General features: G+C 63.6%; 15 protein-coding genes. 8 read left to right on the top strand and 7 right to left on the bottom strand.

Annotated features, from left to right (window positions below; translation table 11 throughout):
• The first annotated feature begins 7 nt into the window (after positions 1-7).
• Positions 8-2,368, top strand: a complete 2,361-nt coding sequence (locus tag M5J09_RS04675) for an ATP-grasp domain-containing protein (RefSeq protein WP_257157130.1) — start codon at positions 8-10, stop codon at positions 2,366-2,368.
• Positions 2,361-3,488, top strand: a complete 1,128-nt coding sequence (locus tag M5J09_RS04670; protein WP_257157129.1) for an ATP-grasp domain-containing protein — start codon at positions 2,361-2,363, stop codon at positions 3,486-3,488. Before M5J09_RS04675 ends, M5J09_RS04670 begins: the two co-directional genes overlap by 8 nt.
• Here the strand turns inward: M5J09_RS04670 and M5J09_RS04665 are convergent.
• Genes M5J09_RS04665 through trmB form a run of 5 tightly spaced genes read right to left on the bottom strand, consistent with a single transcriptional unit; the run spans position 3,485 to position 8,569 of the window.
• Positions 3,485-3,832 (bottom strand): DUF3054 domain-containing protein, encoded by a 348-nt coding sequence (locus tag M5J09_RS04665; protein WP_257157128.1) that lies wholly within the window; start codon positions 3,830-3,832, stop codon positions 3,485-3,487. The genes M5J09_RS04670 and M5J09_RS04665 overlap by 4 nt on opposite strands.
• Positions 3,833-4,843, bottom strand: a complete 1,011-nt coding sequence (locus M5J09_RS04660; protein WP_257157127.1) for a YbhN family protein — start codon at positions 4,841-4,843, stop codon at positions 3,833-3,835.
• Positions 4,840-7,179, bottom strand: a complete 2,340-nt coding sequence (locus tag M5J09_RS04655; RefSeq protein WP_257157126.1) for an MMPL family transporter — start codon at positions 7,177-7,179, stop codon at positions 4,840-4,842. Before M5J09_RS04655 ends, M5J09_RS04660 begins: the two co-directional genes overlap by 4 nt.
• A gap of 8 nt (positions 7,180-7,187) precedes the next feature.
• Positions 7,188-7,796, bottom strand: coding sequence for an NYN domain-containing protein (locus tag M5J09_RS04650; protein ID WP_257157125.1), 609 nt, complete (start codon positions 7,794-7,796; stop codon positions 7,188-7,190).
• On the bottom strand, positions 7,796-8,569 hold the full coding sequence (gene trmB, locus M5J09_RS04645; RefSeq protein ID WP_374982100.1) for a tRNA (guanosine(46)-N7)-methyltransferase TrmB: 774 nt from the start codon (positions 8,567-8,569) through the stop codon (positions 7,796-7,798). Before trmB ends, M5J09_RS04650 begins: the two co-directional genes overlap by 1 nt.
• Positions 8,570-8,922: 353 nt before the next feature.
• Here trmB and M5J09_RS04640 point away from each other — a divergent pair, with 353 nt between their 5' ends.
• From M5J09_RS04640 to M5J09_RS04620, 5 genes are all read left to right on the top strand, one after another.
• Positions 8,923-10,743, top strand: coding sequence for a phosphoenolpyruvate carboxykinase (GTP) (locus M5J09_RS04640; protein WP_257157124.1), 1,821 nt, complete (start codon positions 8,923-8,925; stop codon positions 10,741-10,743).
• Between the two features lie 140 nt (positions 10,744-10,883).
• Positions 10,884-11,696 (top strand): class I SAM-dependent methyltransferase, encoded by an 813-nt coding sequence (locus M5J09_RS04635; RefSeq protein ID WP_257157123.1) that lies wholly within the window; start codon positions 10,884-10,886, stop codon positions 11,694-11,696.
• Entirely contained in the window at positions 11,693-12,508 is an 816-nt protein-coding gene (locus M5J09_RS04630) for a hypothetical protein (RefSeq protein ID WP_257157122.1), read from the top strand. The genes M5J09_RS04635 and M5J09_RS04630 overlap by 4 nt, the downstream gene beginning before the upstream one ends.
• Before the next feature lie 9 nt (positions 12,509-12,517).
• On the top strand, positions 12,518-13,255 hold the full coding sequence (locus M5J09_RS04625; RefSeq protein ID WP_257157121.1) for an ATP-binding cassette domain-containing protein: 738 nt from the start codon (positions 12,518-12,520) through the stop codon (positions 13,253-13,255).
• 83 nt (positions 13,256-13,338) lie between these two features.
• Positions 13,339-14,013 (top strand): hypothetical protein, encoded by a 675-nt coding sequence (locus M5J09_RS04620; RefSeq protein WP_257157120.1) that lies wholly within the window; start codon positions 13,339-13,341, stop codon positions 14,011-14,013.
• A gap of 14 nt (positions 14,014-14,027) precedes the next feature.
• On the opposite strand, the gene M5J09_RS04615 is transcribed toward M5J09_RS04620, so the two are convergent.
• Positions 14,028-14,783 carry a class I SAM-dependent methyltransferase gene (locus tag M5J09_RS04615; RefSeq protein WP_257157119.1) on the bottom strand — a complete coding sequence of 252 codons (756 nt, stop codon included), beginning with the start codon at positions 14,781-14,783 and terminating at the stop codon, positions 14,028-14,030.
• A gap of 24 nt (positions 14,784-14,807) precedes the next feature.
• Here M5J09_RS04615 and M5J09_RS04610 point away from each other — a divergent pair, with 24 nt between their 5' ends.
• Positions 14,808-15,899: a glycosyltransferase family 4 protein gene (locus tag M5J09_RS04610; protein ID WP_257157118.1), complete on the top strand. Its 1,092-nt coding sequence runs from the start codon at positions 14,808-14,810 to the stop codon at positions 15,897-15,899.
• Here the strand turns inward: M5J09_RS04610 and M5J09_RS04605 are convergent.
• The gene (locus M5J09_RS04605; protein ID WP_257157117.1) at positions 15,823-17,307 is read right to left on the bottom strand and encodes a hypothetical protein; all 1,485 of its coding nucleotides are present in this window, start codon (positions 17,305-17,307) and stop codon (positions 15,823-15,825) included. The genes M5J09_RS04610 and M5J09_RS04605 overlap by 77 nt on opposite strands.
• Between the last annotated feature and the right edge of the window lie 7 nt (positions 17,308-17,314).

Here is a 17,314-nt window from a genome sequence, read left to right as displayed (position 1 = left end):
AAAGGCGATGAATATGAAATTGAACGACCGCTCTGCAGATGGTTCCGGCAGTTCTCCTCGAACGCTGACGCTAGTGATGTTTGGCTATAATCACGAGGCCCTTTGCGCTCTTGCTGAGGCAGACACCAAATTCTGTGTCATAGTGGTGGAGGAGCGTTCACTGTATGAAAAGAAGGGACTCGAAAAGCGATCTGCTGACCCTCGAATTCGATCTGTTCTTTCGCGGTGGGAGTGGTGCGAATACCAGAACAATTCTCCTGCAGCCGTCGAGTGTATCCGTGAGATTCTAAAGGGTACGCATGTCGATGGCATCGTGCCGGGCTTGGAGTATGCCGTGGGCGCCGCTAATGCTGCAGCTCGCGCCGTCGGACTGCCGCATGCAGGGGAAGATGCTCCCTTGCGAGATAAAATTGCGTTCCGCCGTTGTGTGGGCGGAGTTCAATGGACTGAGGTTAAGAGCGAAAGTGACATTTTAGAGCCGCCATGTGTGATTAAGCCGGCGAACCGTCAGGCCTCACTTGGTGTCTCAATCATTCGTTCATCTGAAGAGGTTTCGAAGGCGTGGACTCATACGTCGACCGCACGCGAACCTCGCCAGGAAGCGGGCCGACCATGGGATACTCGCTACATTTGCGAGAGCTTGATAGAGGGAGATGAGACGTCGGCCGAATGCCTCGTAGTCGATGGTGATGTGGTGTTCTTGAACATTACGAGCAAAGAGACTAGCGGTGCTGTGGAATTAGGACACGAAGTAGGACAGCACAATCCTGGGGTAGAAGAGGCCATGCGGAACTTGGTGTCGCAGTTGGGGGTGCAGACCGCTCTACTTCATGCCGAATTCAAGGGCACCACGCCCATCGAATGCGCTGGCCGCCCACCAGGCGACCGAATCATGCTTCTCATTGATCGGGCGTGGGGAGTAAATCTCTATGAGCAGTGGGCGCGTGCAATGTGCCAATATGCGGTCTCAGTGCCACAACAACCTAGTTCTTCAGCAGCGATTCGCTTCATTCATGCGCCGCGGGGTTTGGTACGGAGCATTGAAGACCCTACGGGACACTGCGTTATTACAGCTGAACCGAATACTTGGGTCTCCGAACTAGCATGCTCGTGGGACAGAGTAGGTTTCGTAGAAGCTGGTACGCACGCGGATGCAGTTCGCCGCGCATCGCAGGTTCGTTTCAAGATGGCCAACGATGTAGTCCTCTATCTCAATCACCGGAGAACTGCCGCGGAATGGACACCAGCCTTCGAAGCATCTGATGGTGCGGTGCTTCTCACTGACAAGGAAGTTCGACCTGCCGGCATCGTAGAGACAGTGCAGCTTGATACCAATGACCAAGATGCTGTCACTGCAGCAGTGGATGAGTTGTCATCCCGCTACGACATCCGTGGAGTTGTCACTTTCAGCGACCGTGATGTAGAGACGGTGTCTTTGCTTGCCGATAAACTCGGCCTTCCTGCACCATCGCAGGACGCTGCTCTGAAGGCACGGAACAAATTTGAGATGCGAAAGGCCGTGCAAAGTATCGCCCCGCAGATGGTTCCTTCGTTTTCGTTGATTGCGCCGGGCGATAGTGCACTAACGGTTATGGAGAGTGCAGGAATCACGGTCCCGTGTGTGGTCAAGCCAGTGGATGCGTCTGGGTCTCGAGGGTTTTCGTTGTGCCATACGGCGGAGGAAGTCATGGCTGCGGTGTCCCGATGGGGCGGCCCGATGGTAGTGGAGGAGTTACTGACCGGAAGCGAACATAGCGCCGAGGGATATGTATACGAAGGGGAAATTCATCTCATAGGCGTGACAGATAAGACAACTACTTCTAAGCATCGTTTGGAAATTGGACAGGTGTTTCCATCGGCCGTAGAGGGAATTCAGGATGCGGTGAAGCCGCTTCTGCAAGCGACAATCAAAGCCCTTGGAATCAATAATTGTGCCTTCCACATGGAATTCTTCTTTGACGCTAGAACGTCAACAGTTAAGTTGGTCGAGATTGCTGCTCGACCAGGTGGAGACTACATTGCCTCCCACTTGGTACCGCAGGTAACCGGTGTATCCTTCGCTCGCGATTTGGTACGCATTGCAACGGGGCAAAGACCTTCATTTGCGGTGCCACGCGATGGCTATGTGGCGGCAACACTCAAGCTACATACTGAAAAAGAGGGAATACTTAAATCTATGGGTCAGCTTCCTACAGCTCCTATCGTCGTAGAATCCCAACAACACGTGCATGTCGGCGATGTGATTACGCAACCCCCTGCCGACACATTGAGTTCAGTCCTTGCGGAAGTTGTAGTGGTGGCGTCGTCCCGAAGAGAGATTGAAGCTTTTGAATCGAGACTTCGGGAAGTGGAGGTAGTCGTTGAGTAAGCAGCGAATCGGCTTGGTAGGGGCATTTCCTCGGATGCCGCACGGTCATCATCAGCTAGGCATGCTTCGAGATGCCGCTGCTCGCCAAGGCGTAGAGCTCATCGAATTAGACGGGAAGAACCTCGACGAAGCGCTCGCTCGGAAGGAATCAACTGGATACAGTGACTGTGAAGGCTACGTATGCTTCCGCGAAGACTACACATATCAGACTGCGCTTCTCGACGATTGTGGTAACGCTCCGGAGTACGTAGCTAGATTGAAGCGGAAGGATGAGGCCCGTCAATGTTTGCGCGATGCTGGTTTCGAACAGCCGGCGACGGCAGAGGATCCGAGGGACATTCCAGGTCCTTGGGTCGTGAAGCCCCGCAGCGGATCAGGTAGTGCTGGAGTGAGTGTTCACACTGATCTCGAGAGTGCGAGGGAGGCGCTCCAAACGCTGTCGGACGGCTTCGTCGAAGCATTCGTCCAAGGAACTGAGTTTTCGGCGGAGGGATACTTCTACGCCTCCGAACCTGTCGTAGTCGGTATCACTGATAAGCGGCTTGAGGGTGTGGTGGAAATCGGACACCGTTACCCTAGCGTCCTTCTTGCGGATCATGAAGAAGAGATAGCCGCATCTGTCATTTCTGCCCTTAACGCATGGGGATTAAGTGCGGGGCTCTTTCATGTCGAGGGCTGGTGGGTGGACGGCCAGGGGGTGGTTTTAGGTGAAGGGCATGTGCGCCCAGGCGGCGACTTCATTCACCTACTTGTCAGTTCTGTGCACGGTGCAAACATTTTTGATCCTCTCATTGCAGATGCTTTGCGCCAGCACAGTAGAAAAAACGCTCTTAACGATGGATTTGTCTTTCCTCAACGGCGCGATGGTCACAGTAGCGCTGTTCGCTATATCCAAGTCCCTCCCGGAACTATCACAGCCGTTAGTGGGGTCGAGGAGGCGCTATCGGAGCCAGGGATCCTTGCCGGCTATTGCACAGCGGAACCTGGGTTAAGGGTGGACACTGCGAGCTCTTCAACAGAGCGACTTGGTTGCCTCGTAGCGCATGCCTGCGGTGGGGCAGATCCGGAAGATATTCTGGATCGCGCAATGGGTAAGTTGCGGATTACCGTGAGCAATTAGGCACGCGAGCGGGTAGCAAAGGCCGCGATGGCGCGCCAGCCAAAGAGCAGCAGCGCGGACATCACGGTGGCCACGATGAGGAAGGACCAGTGCGGCAGGCGGCCGTTGACCAGCACCCACAGGGCCATGCCGCCAAGGATGGCGCTGACCCACACCACCGCACCCTGCTTCCACAGGCCGCCAAGCTTCGTGGCCATGATGATAAGCCAGCCCACAATCGCTCCCGCAGTCCACGGCCAGAAGGCATCGAACCATGTGCTCACGCTCAGACCGCCGTGCGCCAGGCGGGCGAGGATGGCGAAGAGGGCGAGGGCGAGGACGTCGATAAGCGGGGCAACGCGCATTTAGGATTCCTTCTGGTTCAGCGCCGCGTAGGAGAAGCCATCGCGGGCGTAGTGGGCGAAGTAGATGACCCATCCAATGATAGTGATGAGCGCAAAGGAAATAAGCCGGTAGATGATGGCCGCGGAGGTGGCATGCACCACGGTCAGACCCGTCGCAACCAGCGGAGCAATAAGTGCGGCCTCAACCGTGCCCAAACCGCCTGGCGTGACCTGTGCGGAGCCGGCCAGTTTTGCGGCGAGGAAAGCCAGGGCAACACCGGCAATGGTGGTGTCGTCCGCGCCGGCACGTAGCCACGGAATCTCCCCGGTCACCGCCCACACCGAGGCCCACAGCGCGGCCATATCGGCCAGACGGTGCACCAGCGACGCCCCGGCAACAACGGAAAAGGGGCCACGCGAAAGGTGGACCTCGCCCAAGTTGCGAACTTCCTGGATGACTCGATCCCGGGTAGCCCCCGGGCGAAGCTTGCGCAGCCAGCGCTCGAGGGTCACCGGGTGGGAGGTCAGCCAGAAGATGCCACCGAGTGCCGCAAGCATCAGGATGACCGTGGTAATCAGCGAACCTAGAGCCATATCCGCGTTGAGGAAAAAGACCCCGCCGAGTCCGATGAGCGCGAGGAACATTGAGCTAATGACCGAGGACAAGAACAGGAAATAACTGCACAGCGCCACCGACGCGCCCCAGCGGCGCTGCACCTGGAAGGTCAGCACTGCGGAGAAAGCGGGGCCTGCCGGAAGGGTCGTGGACCATGCGTTGGAGGCCAGGGTGATGGCGTAGGTCTCGCGCAGCGGAACGTTGACGCCGCCGGCGCCAATGAGACGCTTCATCACCTCGGCCATGCCGGCGATGGAGAGCAGCGCAAAGACCACGACGAGCACCACCGGGAAAGGCTCCGCGTGGCGCAGGCGGCGCAGGCCTTCGGTGATGAAGTCGAGCTGGTCGCGGAAGAACCACGCCAGCGCGGCCAGGATAACCAGGGAGATTATCCAGGTGAGCCACTTCTTGTTCATCGTTTATCCGTGGAGTTTAGGCGCCGCATCAGTTCGGTGAAGGGGATGAGGTTCTCGTCCGTGTCGGCGCTGCGGTCACCTCGCACGGCCGCATCGTCCGCGGTGCTTGCCGACGCCCCCTCCTCCGCGAGTACCTGGCTGGACGCGGGCGCTGGGGTAGGGGCAGCGGCCCCAGCGGATGTGGCGGTGGCGGGTTCCTCGTTGTGCAGCGCCGGGGCGGCAGGTGCCGGTGCGGCAGCTGGGGCGCTGTCGCCGCCAAGGCGATGGGTCAGGCCGGTGAGGAAGCGCGGGGCCCACCAGTTGTCCTCGCGCAGCAGGTGCATGACGGCGGGGACGAGGAGCATGCGGACGATGGTGGCGTCGATAAGCAGCGCGAAAATCATGCCGAAGGCGATGTACTTCATCATGACGATGTCGGAGAAACCGAAGGCCCCGGCGACGACAATCATGATAAGCGCGGCTGCGGTAATGATGCCGCCGGTGTGCGCGGTTCCGGCGGCGATGGCCTCGTCCGTGGAGGCACCTTTCCGGCGAGCCTCCACCATGCGAGAGACCAGGAAGACCTCGTAGTCCGTGGACAGGCCAAAGACGATGGCGATGATGAGCACCAGGATCGGGCTCATGAGCGGTCCGGCGGTGTAATTGAGTGCCCCAGACCCCACGCCGTCGACGAACATGAGCGTCAAGATGCCCAGTGTTGCGCCCAGGGAGAGCAGCGTCATGATGATGGCCTTGAGCGGCAGGATGAAGCTGCCAAAGACCAGCGCCATGAGGATGAAGGTGGCCAGCACCACGTAGAGGGCCATCCAGGGGAGGGTGTCAAAGAGCGCGTCGAGGGACTCGACCTCCATGGCCGGGGTGCCGCCGACGTAAAGTTCGACGCCCTCGGGAGCCTCGATGTTCTCGAGCTCGTGGACGATACGCCCGTAGTCCTCGCGGTCCTGGATGCCGGCGCCGAGGACGGTGGTGCCGTCGACAGTCGCGGTCTTCGGGCCCATCGGTTCGGTGAGGCCCTGGATGGAGCGGGCTTGCATGACGACGTCCACAAGCTGCTCATTCGTCGCATTCTTCACCACGAGCTTGACCGGTTCGGTGCGGAAGGAGGGGAAGTCCTCGTTGAACTGGTCCTGGGCCACGCGCACATCGTTATCCGGCGGCAGGTAGGTCTCGTTGATGCCGCCAAATTTCACGCCCAGTACCGGCAGCGTCAGCGCGATGAGCAGGGCGCAGATGGCCGCGGTCATCAGCCCCGCGCGGCGCATGGCCCAGCGCGGCAGCTTGTACCACCACGTGTCCTCGATGCGGCGCCCGCGGCGTGAAGTCTTGCGCACGGTCCACTTGTCAATGTTGTGGCCCAGCATGCCGAACAGCGACGGCAGCACCATAACGGAGAGCAGCGCGGCCAGGCCTACGGCGGAAATGGAGCCATAGGCCACGGACTTGAGGAATGCCTGCGGGAAGAGGAAAAGCCCCGACAGGGACACGGCCACCATGGCGGCGGAGAAGACCACGGTTTGGCCCGCGGTGGCGGTGGTGATGGCCACGGCCTCCTTGGTGTCGCGGCCCTTATCCAGCTCCTCGCGGAAGCGCGAAACCATGAAGAGGCCGTAGTCGATGGCCAAGCCCAGGCCCAACAGCGTGACGACTGCCTGGGCGAAGACGTTGACCTGCAGGAAGCCGGCCAGCACGGAGAGAATACCGAGGGACCCCAGAATGGACAGCCCGCCCACGACGAGCGGCATAAACGCCGCGACAACGGAGCCGAAAACCACAAGCAGCAGCAGGCCCACGAGCGGCAGGGCGGCCTTCTCCGCGCGGGAGATGTCCTGGGCCATGCCCTCATCCAGCGCGTCAGCCACGGCAGTGGCACCCGCTACCTGCACGGGCAGGTCGCTGGCGTGGAGCGAGTCCTCGATGGTGCGGAAGTCCTTGAGGGTCTGCTCACCGTCGCCTTTGAGCCCGATGGCGGCGAAGGCTGTGGAGTGGTCCCGCGTGATGAGATTGGGGTTGCGTGAATCGAAGTAGCTGGTCACGGAGTCAATCTGCTCCGGGTGCTGGGATTTGAGGTCCTCCAGGAAGGCGGTGGCCTCGGCGGCGTGGGCATCGGGGTCCTCGAAGAGGAGGATGACGTCGCCGGAATTATCGCGGCCGAAGGTGTCGAGCTCGATTTGTGCCGCGCTTGTCGACGCCGCCCCCGGATCCTCCCAGCCCTCCTGGCTCATCCGGTCGCTCAAGCGGGTGCCGAAGCCGAAGAAGAGCACCAGGATAAGGCCGACGAGAACTAAGGGAATGGCTTTGCGGTGCGCGTAGGAGAAGCGCCCCCAGGAATAAAACACTGTGGCTCCTAACTGTGCTCGGGCCCGCGCTGCAGCAGCGCGGACAGCGGGCGGAAGGGCTGCAGCCAGGCACCGCCTGGGGGCAGGTTGTCCAGGTTGACGCGCGGCAGCGGCTCGCGGAAGACACCGTCGATGTCTTCGAGGTCAACAAATTCAATCTCCGGGTGGGTCACGGCCCAGGAGGCGTGTTCGTGGAAGCCCAGCACGCAGGTGGGCAGGCCGGATTCCGCGAGCTGTTCCAGCAGGTGCTGAAAATTCTGGCCGTCGGCAGACGCCACGATGACACCGGAGAGGTCCGCGCGGTTGGCCTTGATGTGCTCCACCATGTCGGGATCGACGTCATCGTCCTCGGAGAGCTTGGGTTTGGCAAAGACGGCGAAGCCAACGTTGCGGATGGCCTCCACCCACGGGCGGATGGCGTCAGCGCCGCCGGGGCTGACGTTGGTGAAGACCGCGGCTTCCGGGGTGGCGTCATTGTCTCGGGCTAGCTTGGCGAGCCAGCGGCCAATCGCATCAAAGCGCGGACGGTGTGCGGAGGTGGGGCGCCCGCCCAGGATGGCGCCAAGCCCCATGTCCATGTTGGGGGCATCCCATACCAGGAGATAGGTTCCGGCCATTACTTCTTCTCCCACAGGTACTCGGTGATGACGTGTTCCTTGTCTAGACCCTTGCCCTCAAACTTGGTGATGACCTGGCGGTCGGTGAGGATGGGGCACTCCGACCAGGGCCAGCCCTTGTAATCCAGGGAGGGCTCGACCTCGACGAGCTCATCAATCCACTTGGCATAGCCAGCGTGGTCGGTGGCCACGTGGAGCACGCCGCCCTTCTTCAAGCGGGAGGCAAAGAGGTTGAGCGTGCCGGACTGGATGATGCGGCGCTTGTGATGGCGGGCCTTCGGCCACGGATCCGGGAAGAAGATGCGGATGCCGTCGAGGGACTCCGGGGCAATCATGCGCATGAGTACCTCGATGCCATCGCCGCGCACCATACGGATGTTGTCAATGTCATTGCGCACGATGGAGCCCAACAGCTTGGCCAGGCCCGGCTTGTAAAGCTCCACCGCGATGATGTTGGTGTCCTTCTCCAGCGGCGCCATGGCCGCGGTGGAGGTGCCGGTGCCAGAGCCGATCTCCACGATGGTCTTCGCGCCGTCGCGGCCGAACCAGGAGGGGATGTCGAGGGGAACGTCGGAAAGCATCTGCCCAAGCTGCGGCCAGTGTTCCTCAAAGAGGGCATTCTGGTTGTCCGTGAGGGTGCCACGACGAAAGGTGACGTTGCCTAGGCGTGGGTAGTCCAGATCGTTGTCGAACTCGGTGTTGAAGTCCGTCTGGAAGCCGCGGCCGTGGGGCATCTCGGCGGCGGGATTCGGGGAAGAGTCTGCGCTATTCATCGGCTTATATCTTTCCCTTAAGCAGGTGTTTGAGGCAACGTGCCGCGCCGTGCAGAAAAGTCCGATGATGCCCGATCGGACGCGCCGGGGGTAAAAGTACGCCCGTACGGGATGTGCTCGTGTGGGAATTTTTACCCCCATGAAGGGGGATTTCCCGCAGTGTTATACCCTATTCCACAGTCCTTTATCCTCGGCTAAAGCGGTCTGAGCTGGGTGGATATAACCAGCGTGGCCTTTGTTACACATCCTGGTAGCACCTGTGTCCGTACTCTGGTTGGTGAGACGTCGATGGAGGAGCGTTCTCCACCGGCGCCAAGAAGTGCCCCGGCCTACCGAACACAGGAGAATCTGAAATGACCGCAACTATTCCAGGCCTTGTAGGTGAACTGCCCACGAAGAATGAGAAGCTCATCTCGTGGATCAGTGAGAACGTTGAGCTCTTCCAGCCGGATGAGGTCGTGTTCGTTGATGGCTCGCAGGAGGAGGCTGACCGCCTCGCTGCCGAGCTCGTAGAGAAGGGCACCCTCATCAAGCTTAACGAGGAGAAGCGCCCGAACTCCTACCTCGCGCGCTCCAACCCGTCGGACGTCGCCCGCGTGGAGTCCCGCACCTTCATCTGTACCGAAACCGCTGAGGACGCAGGCCCCACCAACAACTGGGCCCCGCCGGCAGCGATGAAGGAAGAGATGACGGAGGCCTTCCGCGGCTCTATGAAGGGCCGCACCATGTTCGTCGTCCCGTTCTGCATGGGCCCCATTAGCGACCCGGACCCCAAGCTGGGCGTGCAGCTCACCGATTCGCCCTACGTCGTGCTCTCCATGCGCATCATGACCCGCATGGGCCAGCAGGCGCTGGACAAGATTGGTGAGAACGGCGAGTTCGTTCACGCCCTGCACTCCGTGGGCGCTCCGCTGGAGCCGGGCCAGGAGGACGTCGCTTGGCCGTGCAATGACAAGAAGTACATCACCCAGTTCCCGAAGACCAAGGAAATCTGGTCCTACGGCTCCGGCTACGGTGGAAACGCCATCCTGGCCAAGAAGTGCTTCGCGCTGCGTATCGCTTCCGTCATGGCGAAGGAAGAGGGCTGGATGGCTGAGCACATGCTCATCCTGAAGCTCACCAACCCGGAGGGCAAGAAGTACCACATCGCGGCCGCCTTCCCGTCTGCCTGTGGTAAGACCAACCTCGCCATGATCACCCCGACCATTCCGGGCTGGAAGGCTGAGGTTGTCGGTGACGACATTGCCTGGATGCACCTGCGTGAGGACGGTCTCTACGCCGTCAACCCGGAGAACGGCTTCTTCGGTGTGGCACCTGGCACCAACTATGAGTCCAACCCCATTGCTATGAAGTCCATGGAACCGGGCAACACTCTGTTCACCAACGTCGCGCTGACCGACGACGGCGATGTCTGGTGGGAGGACATGGGCGAGGCCCCAGAGCACCTCATCGACTGGCACGGTAATGACTGGACTCCGTCTTCCACCACCAAGGCTGCCCACCCGAACTCCCGCTACTGCGTGCCGATTACCCAGTGCCCGTCCGCTGCTCCGGAGTTTGATGACTGGAAGGGCGTCAAGATTGACGCCATCCTGTTTGGTGGCCGCCGCGCGGACACCGTTCCGCTGGTGACCCAGGCTTTCGACTGGAACCACGGCACCATGATCGGCTCCCTGCTCTCCTCCGGTCAGACCGCGGCTGCTGAGGGTAAGGTCGGCGCTCTCCGCCACGACCCGATGGCCATGCTGCCGTTCATGGGCTACAACGCCGGTGACTACCTGCAGCACTGGATCGACATGGGCAAGGAAGGCGGCGACCGCATGCCGGAGATCTTCCTGGTCAACTGGTTCCGCCGCGGTGAGGACCGCCGCTTCCTGTGGCCGGGCTTCGGTGAGAACTCTCGCGTTCTCAAGTGGATCATTGACCGCATCGAGGGCAATGTCGAGGCCGTGGAGACCGTCGTGGGCCACACCGCCCGCCCGGAGGACATCGACCTCACCGGACTGGACTTCGACATCGAAGACGTCCGCGAGGCCTTGGCCGTGAACCCGGCCGACTGGGCCGGCGACATGGAAGACAACAAGGAGTACCTGCACTTCTTGGGCTCCCGTGTTCCGTCTGAGGTCTGGGATCAGTTCAAGGCCCTCAAGGAGCGCGTTGAGTCTGCCTCCTAACGCCGCTTTCCGCGCCGCTGCTTTCCGACGCCCCTCCACCCAGCGGTGGCGGGGCGTCGCCGCGTTCTGGCATGTTAGGTTAGCCACAATAAGGTTAGGGTGACCTTTTAAATGGAGAAAGTCTCGCATATTCTGGGTGTATGACAACTTCTTCTTTGCCCATGCACGATCGTCCCGACTCCGAGGTTGGTGGACACTGGCTCCTCGCCCGCCTGGGAAAGAAGGTGTTGCGCCCCGGCGGGCTGGAGATGACCACCACGCTAATCGACACCGCCGAGCTGAAAGACAAGGACGTGGTGGAGCTGGCCCCTGGACTCGGGCTCACTGCCCGCCAGATCGTGGCGGAAGGCCCGCGCAGCTACACCGGTGTGGACGAGGATCCTGATGCCGTGGCGCGCACGAAGGCCAGCCTCGCCGGCGCTTCCTCGGCTACCGTGGTGGTCAATGACGCCAAGGCCACGGGTTTGCCGGATAACAGTACGGATGTCGTCTTTGGCGAAGCCATGCTCACCATGCACGGCGAGAAGGGGAAGGCCGCGATCATGGCGGAGGCGTTCCGTATCCTGCGCCCGGGCGGCAGGTATGTCATCCATGAGCTGTGCCTGGAGCCGGACACGCTTGACGACGCCCAGAAGCTCGAGATCCGCCGCGCGCTGGCCACGTCCATCCGCGTCAACGCCCGCCCGCTGACCACAAAGGAATGGGACGGCGTGGCACGGGAGGCTGGCTTCGAGGTGACTGAGCGCCACTATGCAGATATGGCGCTGCTGCGCGCCAAGCGAAACTTCCAGGACGAGGGTGTGCTGGGCGTGGCGCGTATCGCCTTTAACGTCTTGCGCATGCCCGACGCCCGCCGCCGCGTTTTCGCGATGCGTTCGGTGTTCAACAAGTACAGCGACAACCTGCAGGCCATCGGCGTGGTGCTGACCAAGCCGGCCGCGGCTGCTCAATGAGTTTCGGTGAGAGCGGTGACGTTGCCGGCGGCGTGCCGGACGGCGTGATGGAGGCCCGCCCACGTGGGATCAGCTGGCCCACGGTTGGCGTATCTGTGGTGAGCAGTTGCGTCGCCGCTGCGCTGGTCTTGGGTTTCGGCGTGCAGCTCAGCCAAGGCAAGTGGGAACAGGCGGCAGCCCAGGGGGCCGCGATGACGCAGACAGCCGAACCGAGCGTGCCCGCGAGCAGCAACTCCACAGCGCCGGCGGCTGCGGCAACAACGGCGCCAACAACGGCGGCGTCCGCGGCGTCGCCAAGCGTTGCGCAGGACGCCCCCGCTGTGGCGTTGGAACCGGCACCGCAGGAGAATCAAGCGGCAGACCCAGCGCCAGAGCAGGCGGTGGATGAGACGGTGGAGGACCCCAACACCGGCTGGTACCCCAGTGGGGATTTCAGCGCGAGCTTTGCGGCTACTAACCCGGAGCCGACGCTCGATGACCTTAACGGCGTCCTGCACGCGCTCGTGGCCACGCCGGGATCCGATGCGGACAAGGCACACAACCTCGAGGCTGGGCTGCCGGGGACGGTGGTGCCGAGAACCATTTACAACCTGGGGATATTCCGTCCGCCGCTGGGCTGGAAGCGGATTAGCGGGCCACTGACGGTGGAGGGGAACACCGCGAGTGCCACGCTCAACGCGAGCTCGGCCGGGCGTCCCACGATCTCGTTGCGGGTGGAGTTCCGCTACCTCGACGGGCGCTGGAAGCTGGCCACGAACTCGCTGCGCAACGGCATCGATGCGGTGGGCCTGCCCATCGCGGGCGCGTTTTAAGGCGGCGGCGTGATTGACGTTGACAACCTGAGCCACTGGTATGGCTCGCGCCGCACAGCCGCGCCTGTGCGCGACCTTTCTTGCACCTTCGCTGATGGCCGCATCAATTACGTCGTGGGGCTTAACGGCACCGGAAAGTCGACGCTCCTCGGCTGCCTTTCCGGAAGCTTGCGCCCGCGCGGCGGCAGGGTCCTGGTGGACGGGCGGGAGCTGCGCGGTACCGACTATCCGTTGCGCCACGTGGGCAGCTACTTGAGCGCAGAAGATTTCTCACCGCAGCACACCGGCCTGCGCCACCTGCAGTGGATGTGCGCCCTCGCAGGCGCGCCGGTGGAAAAGGCGGAGGCGCTGGTGCGGGCCGTCGGGCTCGAGGAGGCCTCGCGGCGCCCCATCGGAGGTTACTCGTTGGGCATGCGCCAGCGCCTGGGGATCGCCAGCGTCTTGGCGGGAAACCCGCGCAGCATTGTGCTGGATGAGCCGCTCAACGGCCTAGATATCCAGGGCGTGTGGTGGCTGCGTGAGTTGCTTGCCGCGTGGGCGGAGGAGGGTCGCTGCGTGATCGTGGCCTCGCATCACCTGCGCGAGGTGGAGGCCACGACCGAGGTTGCCGACGCCTCGGTAACCATCCTCAGCCAGGGCACGGCTCTTGCCCACGGCTCCCTTGAGGACGTCATCGCCTCCACCGGCGCCCCCGACCTCGAATCCGCCGTGGCGGCGCTGATCCCGGAGCTAGGGGCACGGGCATGAAGGCGTGGCAACGCTGGCGGATAAGCCTGCGCGCCGAGTCCGTGCGCCTGGGCGGGGCGCGCGGCCCGCTGGTGCGGGTCGCCGTGCCGCTGGGGTTTGCGCTGCCGCTGGCGGTGACCTTCGGGGTGGCAGCGGTGGCGGAGCACGTCCAGTCCGCGGGAGGCATCCTTCAGGCGCAGTCCGTGGACACTACTAATGCGGCGTATTGGCCCATCTACCTGGGCAGCATCGTGTTTGCGGCATTGGGGGCGTGGGCGCAGGCCACCGCCGGATCGCGGGCCTTGCGTGCGGCGGCGCCGTGGTCAGGGCTGGATCAGCTGGCCCGCTGGTGCTTCCTGGGCGCGCTCGCGGCGGCCGCGACACTGCTCAGCGTCAGCCTGTGCCTGCTGCTCCTGCCCACGTTCTTCCCGGTGCTCTATGGGCAGGTGAACTTCTTCGCGGGCCTGCGCATGGTGGCTCTCGGCCCGGTGTACGCGTGGCTGGCGGTGGGCTACGGTGTGGCGCTGGGCCGGCTGCTGCGCTCCCCGGCGTTGAGCATCGCGGCGCTGACGGTCTGGGCGCTCTTGGTAGAAAACGCGCTGTGGCTCATCCCCGGCGGCGCGCGCCTCACCGGCTGGCTGCCCTTCCTCAACGGCGTCTTCGCTACCGGCCAGGACGTGGCGCTATTCCCGCCTTGGGGCCGTGACGGGGCGCTGGTGTACTTCGCGGCCGTGGGCGTGGCGCTCTGGCTGGCTTCTCTGCGCAGGCGCCTCGACTAAGTCTGACTCAGCCATCAGGCGCGCAGGACGAGGACCAGGTTGGAGGTGAGGAACTCGCGCAGCACCGGCACCTTTGTCACCCACCATGCCCACCACGGGTGGTAGCGCGGAAAGGCGGCGACGAGCTCCGAACCACGCAACGATTCACGTCGCGCCCAATCCAGGCCCTCGCGGGCGGAGAGCACAAAGAGCGAGGAGCCGAAGACATTCTTCGGCGGGTGGCCGTGGCGGCGGGTATAGCGGTCGCGGGCAAAAGCGCCGCCCACGTAGTGCTCCCACAGGCCGGTCTCGTGCCCGCCGAAGGGGCCCAGCCACACCGTGTAGCTCAAGATCACCAGACCGCCGGGCTTGGTCACGCGCAGCATCTCCTCACCCATGTCCCACGGGTGAGGGATGTGCTCGGCCACGTTGGAGGAATACGTGATGTCGAAGGTGTTATCCGCGAAGGGCAGGCAGGTGCCATCGCCGCGCACGGCATGGGCTACCTCGATGCCGGCGGCGGACATCTCGCCCGAGTCCGGCTCCAGCCCCACGTAACTGGCCCCGCGCTGGGCAAAAGCTGAAGCGAAATAGCCGGGCCCGCCGCCGACGTCGAGCACGCGCGCACCGTGAAGGGAGAGGGAGTGGTCGTGGCAGAGGGCGTCGACAAGCGCGGCGGTGTCCTCAGCCAGACCGCCATAGAATACCGCGGGCGCAGTCTGTTCGAAGCGGAAGGAGCGCAGCAGCCGCCACGAGCGGCGCAGGGTGGCCAAGGCACGGGTGCGTTTCATAACCCACTAGGCTAGTTCCTCGACATGAAAATCCTTCTACTCTGTTGGCGCGATTCCACCCACCCGCAAGGCGGTGGCTCCGAGCGCTACCTCGAGCGCGTGGGCGAATACCTCGCTGCCCAAGGCCACGAGGTGGTCTTTCGCACCGCGCGCCACATGAACGCCGCCAAGCGCGAGCGCCGTAACGGCGTTATCTACTCGCGTGCCGGCGCCAAGTTCAGCGTGTACCCGCGTGCGCTGCTAGCGCTGCTGGTGGGTGCGCGCGATATGCGCGGAGTCGACGTCGTAGTGGATACCCACAACGGCATCCCCTTCTTCGCGCGCCTGGCCACCCGCGCGCCCGTCGTCATCCTGACGCACCACTGCCACCGCGAGCAGTGGCCGGTGGCTGGGCCCATCCTGGCGCGGTTGGGCTGGTTCCTGGAATCCCGTGTGGTGCCTGCGCTGTACCGCCACAACACGTGGGTGACGGTCTCGGAGGCCTCCAAGCGGGACCTGGAAAAGCTGGGGATTCACGGCGCGCACATCATTGAGAATGGTGTGGACCCCCTGCCGGAACACGTGCCAACCCTGGAGCGCGAGGCTGACATCCACCTGGTGACCTTGTCACGCCTGGTGCCGCACAAGCAGATCGAGCATGCCATGGACACCGTGGCCAGGATTCCGGGCGCGCTTCTCGACGTCATCGGTTCCGGCTGGTGGGAATCCCACCTGCGCGAGTACGCCCGGACCCGCGGCGTGGAGGACCGCGTCCGCTTTCGCGGACAGGTCACCGAGGACTACAAACATGCACTGCTCGCCCGCGCTGATGTCCACCTCATGCCGTCTCGCAAAGAAGGCTGGGGTCTGGCAGTCATGGAGGCGGCCCAACATGGGGTTGCCACAGTGGGGTATGCCTTCGGCCTGCAAGACAGCGTCATTGACGGGCAGACCGGGGTGCTGGTGCAGCGCGAGGCGGAGTTCGCGCCAGCGGTGCGCGACCTTGTGGAAGATTCGGCGCGCCGAGCCCAGTTGGGTGCTGCCGCGCGGGAGTTGGCGGCTAGGTTTTCGTGGGAGACGACCGGTGCGCGCTTCGCAGAGTTGCTAGAAGCGGAAGTGCGCACCAGAGGACGCTAAGCCCCCACGGCAAGGGCTGCGGTGCGGCATCGGTGGTGGCGGCGATGTGGCCGTCGACGACGACCGCGCCCACGCCGAGCTCTTCGAGCTTCTCCAGGTCGCGCTCCTTCCAGGCCGCTGCGGCCGCCATATAGCGCGGTGAGGGTTCATCCACCATGACGCCATCCACGGTGAGTGCGCCGGAATCCAGCTTGTTTGCCGCCTTGGCGTAGGGGTCGAGGGCGATGCCACCGGGGACTTCCACCATGGCGGGGCGGTCCGCGAAGAAGGTCAGGCGCCCATCGAGCTCGTCGATGAGCTGGCGGTCCACACCGGTGTCGTGGGGCCGAAGCACGGCGAGCTCCCGCGGCGCATCGGGGGCCTGGAGCAGGCACGCGCAGAGGGCTATCGCTGCCGGCAGGCGGCGCAGCGCCCCGATGCCCGCCACCGCCAGCGGAAGGGCGAGCAGGGTGAGCTTGGAGGAATCACGAAGAAGGCCCGCGCCGGGGATATGTTCCACGGCGAAGGCGGTGACCCCAGGTGCAATCCCGCCGAGGATGGCCAGGCCCATGCCCACCGCCGCAAGCACCGCGAGTGGGCGCAATTCACCGCGATCAAGGCTGGAAGCACCCAGGACTGCCAGCACGGCGACCACCAATCCGACCAGCGCGAAGCCTGCCTCGCGGGAGGCCGGCACCGCCGCCGCATTCCAGATGCCGCCAAAGCCGAGCAGCGAGCCGACCGTCCCCGCGTAAGCCTCCGCGCGTGGAGCAAAGGCCGCGGCCTGGGACGCCGGATCGCCCGCGGCGCGGGAGCTGCCACTGAGGAGGCTGGGGACCGCCCACGGCAGCCACAGGAGAACTGACCCGCCGGCGAAGAGCCACCGCCGCCGCCCTTCGCGCTCACAGAGAACCGCACTCAGCGCCCCGAAGACTCCGCCGGTGGGCGTCAAGGACGAGGCCCACAGCGCCAGCCATGCCGTACGCGGATGACCGCGCAGGCACCCCCACGCGATCACCGGCGCCAACCACGCCGCCACCACCAGCGACCACTGGCCCTGCAGGAGCCGCTCAATGACGAAAGGATTGGCCACCGCACAGGCCATCGCGGCGCCAGCCGCCCAGGGGCTGGGGTGGGCGCGGCCCAGGGACCAACGGCACGCTGACCACGCGGCAGCACTGGCTGCACCAAGAACGAAGACCCGCGCCATCCACGCCCCACCGACAAGGGCCAGCACGCCATCCTGCGGGGCATTGCGCGCGGGCAGATCACCGGAACCGAAGGCGGAGGCGGTCAACGCCGGCTGGTCCAGCAGCACCATATCGCGCCACACAAACTCACCGGGCAGCAGAAAAGGCCAGCACACCGCGAGAACGAGCACCACACCCCAGACCCGAAGGGCCCAGCGCACTGCGCTGCTGGCGGACACGTCCCGC

It is taken from the genome of Corynebacterium sp. BF-R-2 (assembly GCF_024586525.1).
Taxonomy (GTDB): Bacteria; Actinomycetota; Actinomycetes; order Mycobacteriales; family Mycobacteriaceae; genus Corynebacterium; species Corynebacterium singulare.
This window is presented reverse-complemented; position numbering and strand designations above follow the sequence as displayed.

Excerpts from the sequence above, each read along its gene's own strand:
- trmB (WP_374982100.1), bottom strand. The coding sequence starts at position 8,569 with ATGAATAGCGCAGACTCTTCCCCGAATCCCGCCGCCGAGATGCCCCAC.
- M5J09_RS04665 (WP_257157128.1), bottom strand. The coding sequence starts at position 3,832 with ATGCGCGTTGCCCCGCTTATCGACGTCCTCGCCCTCGCCCTCTTCGCC.
- M5J09_RS04675 (WP_257157130.1), top strand. The coding sequence starts at position 8 with ATGAATATGAAATTGAACGACCGCTCTGCAGATGGTTCCGGCAGTTCT.
- M5J09_RS04615 (WP_257157119.1), bottom strand. The coding sequence starts at position 14,783 with ATGAAACGCACCCGTGCCTTGGCCACCCTGCGCCGCTCGTGGCGGCTG.
- M5J09_RS04640 (WP_257157124.1), top strand. The coding sequence starts at position 8,923 with ATGACCGCAACTATTCCAGGCCTTGTAGGTGAACTGCCCACGAAGAAT.
- M5J09_RS04635 (WP_257157123.1), top strand. The coding sequence starts at position 10,884 with ATGACAACTTCTTCTTTGCCCATGCACGATCGTCCCGACTCCGAGGTT.
- M5J09_RS04660 (WP_257157127.1), bottom strand. The coding sequence starts at position 4,843 with ATGAACAAGAAGTGGCTCACCTGGATAATCTCCCTGGTTATCCTGGCC.
- M5J09_RS04630 (WP_257157122.1), top strand. The coding sequence starts at position 11,693 with ATGAGTTTCGGTGAGAGCGGTGACGTTGCCGGCGGCGTGCCGGACGGC.
- M5J09_RS04610 (WP_257157118.1), top strand. The coding sequence starts at position 14,808 with ATGAAAATCCTTCTACTCTGTTGGCGCGATTCCACCCACCCGCAAGGC.
- M5J09_RS04650 (WP_257157125.1), bottom strand. The coding sequence starts at position 7,796 with ATGGCCGGAACCTATCTCCTGGTATGGGATGCCCCCAACATGGACATG.